Annotated in this window: 4 protein-coding genes; 3 read left to right on the forward strand and 1 reads right to left on the reverse strand. The window is 71.8% G+C overall.

Features of this window, described 5'->3' with window-relative positions; genetic code table 11:
* On the forward strand, positions 1 to 541 hold a 541-nt coding region (locus DW299_RS15390; protein WP_240745424.1), incomplete at its 5' end, for a flagellar hook capping FlgD N-terminal domain-containing protein.
* Between the two features lie 25 nt (positions 542 to 566).
* Positions 567 to 1727, forward strand: a complete 1161-nt coding sequence (locus DW299_RS15395; RefSeq protein ID WP_136034174.1) for a flagellar hook protein FlgE — start codon at positions 567 to 569, stop codon at positions 1725 to 1727.
* Between the two features lie 80 nt (positions 1728 to 1807).
* Here the strand turns inward: DW299_RS15395 and DW299_RS15400 are convergent, their stop codons facing one another.
* Positions 1808 to 2149: an ArsR/SmtB family transcription factor gene (locus tag DW299_RS15400; RefSeq protein ID WP_136037091.1), complete on the reverse strand. Its 342-nt coding sequence runs from the start codon at positions 2147 to 2149 to the stop codon at positions 1808 to 1810.
* An 84-nt stretch (positions 2150 to 2233) separates the two neighbouring features.
* Here DW299_RS15400 and DW299_RS15405 point away from each other — a divergent pair.
* Positions 2234 to 2962: FAD-dependent oxidoreductase (locus tag DW299_RS15405; RefSeq protein WP_136037092.1), on the forward strand; the 729-nt coding region annotated here is incomplete at its 3' end.

Genomic DNA, 2962 nt, shown 5'->3' on the forward strand with positions numbered 1-2962 from the left:
CCTCGCCCGCACCACCGACGCCCGTCCCGACCGCCCCGCCGCACGGCGGCATCGACGTCTACGCCTGATCAGAGAGGACCCCATGACCACGGTCGACTCCATCCCCGGCACGATCCCCCCGGGCAGCACACCCGCGTCCGGCGTGCAGACGGGCAGCACCACCCCCGCATCCGAGCGCAAGAAGACCCTCGACTCCGAGGTGTTCCTGAAGCTGCTCGTGACACAGCTGACCAATCAGGACCCCAGCTCGCCCATGAACACCAACGAGATGATCTCGCAGACCACGCAGCTCGCCTCGATGGAGCAGCTCACCGCGCTGTCGACGACCACCACCGAGAACTTCGCGCTCAGCATGCGCCAGACCGCCGCCGCGCTGATCGGGCGCGAGGCGCAGTACGTCGACGCCGACGGCACCACCAAGAAGGGCATCGTCACCGCGGTGTCCTACAAGGGGGCGGTGCCGCTCGTCATGATCGGCGACGTCTCCATCCCCCTCGACGCCGTCTCCGGCGTCTCCCTCGCTCCCGGCTCCGCTGCCTGACCCCTCTCCCCAGAAAGGCATCACCATGCTCCGCTCGCTCTTCTCCGGAATCTCCGGCCTCCGCTCGCACCAGACCATGCTCGACGTGACGGGCAACAACATCGCCAACGTCAACACGACCGGCTTCAAGGCGTCGTCCGTGCAGTTCCAGGACTCGCTGTCGCAGCTGCTGCGCAACTCGATGCTGCCGCAGCAGGCCCAGGGCGGTCAGAACCCCGCCCAGGTGGGCCTCGGCGTGCAGGTCGCCGGCATCAGCACCAACTTCGCCGGCGGCGCGCCGCAGCCGACCGGTGTGCCCACCGACCTGATGATCTCAGGTGACGGCTTCTTCGTGGTGCGGTCGGGCGGCGAGACCCTGTACACCCGCAACGGCGGCTTCACGTTCGACGCGACCGGTCGCCTGGTCGGCGCGGGCGGCGCGCTCGTGCAGGGCTGGACGGCGCAGAACGGCGCGATCGTTCCCGGCCAGGGCATCGGCGACATCACCCTCCCGGTCGGAGCGCTGAGCCCCGCCGCGGCCACCACGACCGCCCGCGCCACCGGGAACCTGCCCTCGGGCGCCGCCGTGGGTGAGACCCTCGTCCGCGACATCAAGACCTACGACGCCGACGGCGCCGCCACCACGCTGCGCCTCACGTTCACCCGCACCGCGACCGGGTGGGACGTGGCCGACGGCGCCGGTGCCACGACCTCGCTCACCTTCACCGACGGGAAGCAGAACGGCGCGGGCAGCATCGTGTCGGGCGGCATCACGGTCGACCTGTCCGCCGTGACCGGCTTCGCCGACGTGAGCGACCTCGCCCTCAAGGAGCAGAACGGCAAGCCGGCCGGCACGCTCGCCTCCTACGCGCTGACCAACGACGGCAGCCTGGTCGGCACGTTCAGCAACGGCGACACCCAGGTGCTCGCCCGCATCGCGCTCGCCGGCTTCGTCAACCCCGGCGGACTCGAGAAGGTCGGCTCCTCGCAGTTCCGCCCGAGCGGCAACTCGGGTCAGCCCGAGCTCGGTCAGGCCGGGACCGCGGGCCTGGGCGGCATCATCAGCGGCGCGCTGGAGATGTCGAACGTCGACCTGTCGCAGGAGTTCACGAACCTCATCGTGGCCCAGCGCGGCTTCCAGGCGAACGCACGCATCATCACCACGAGCGACGAGGTGCTGCAGGAGCTGACCAACCTCAAGCGCTGATCCCGCGGGGTCGCACGGGAGGGTCCACCGCGCGTCGGGGGCCCTCCCGTCTCGTACGGCTTTGTGGAGCGGGCGGAGCGTCAGGCCGGGCGCAGCGCGTCGGCGGCGGCGCGGAGCACCTCGTCGTTCACCGCGAAGTACGCCCACCGCCCGCGCTGCTCACGCGTGACCAGTCCCGCCTCGGCGAGCAGCTTCATGTGGTGCGACACGGTCGCCTGCGACAGCCCGACGGGCTGGGTGAGGTCGCAGATGCACGCCTCCCCCTCCGGGCTGCCCGAGATGAGCGACAGCAGCAGGACCCGGGTCGGATCGCCCATCGCCTTGAACACGCGCGCCGCCCGCTCGGCGTCGTGCGGCGTGAGGGCGGAGGTCACCCGCGGCACGCAGCACGCGGTCTGGTCGATCACGGTGGGGAGACTCACCAGTCCAGTCTCTCACGTATTGACATTCTTCGATAGATCCGTGATGCTCCTCGTATTGATATTCATCGATACGAGGAGCATCGGATGTCCGCACTACCCGTCGTCGTCATCGGAGCCGGCCCGCAGGGCCTCGCCGCCGCCGCCCACCTGACCGAGCGCGGTCTCGACGCGATCGTCGTGGAGCGCGGCGACGCCGCCGGGGCCGCCGTGGCGGAATGGGGGCACGTGCGCCTGTTCTCCGCGTGGCCCGAGCTGACCGACGCGGCGGCGCGCCGCCTGCTCGAACCCACCGGCTGGGTCGCGCCGAGCCGCGGGTACCCCACCGGCGCCGAATGGGTCGAGGGCTACCTCGCACCCCTCGCCGCGAGCCTGGGCGAGCGGGTGCGCTACGCGACCACCGTCACCGGGATCGCCCGACAGGGACGAGACCGGGTCGTGGACAGCGGCCGCGCGGCGCAGCCGTTCGTCGTCCACACGCGAGACCGCCAGGGCGTGGAGGGCCGCATCGTCGCCCGAGCGGTCATCGACGCGAGCGGCACCTGGGGCCTTCCCAACCCCGCGGGCGCCGACGGCTTCCCCGCCCTGGGCGAGACCGCAGCCGCCGACCGGGTCTCGTACCGGATCCCCGACGACGTGTCCGCGTTCGCCGGGCGGCACGTCGTGGTCGTGGGGGCCGGGCACTCCGCGACGCACACCGCTCTCCGCCTCGCCGACCTGGCCCGCCGCGAGCCGGGCACCCGCGTCACCTGGCTCCTGCGGCGCGGCAGCACAGGGCACACCTTCGGCGGAGGTGACGCCGACGACCTCGCCGAG

It is taken from the genome of Microbacterium sp. K35, assembly GCF_004794375.1.
Classification (GTDB): Bacteria; Actinomycetota; Actinomycetes; order Actinomycetales; family Microbacteriaceae; genus Microbacterium; species Microbacterium sufflavum.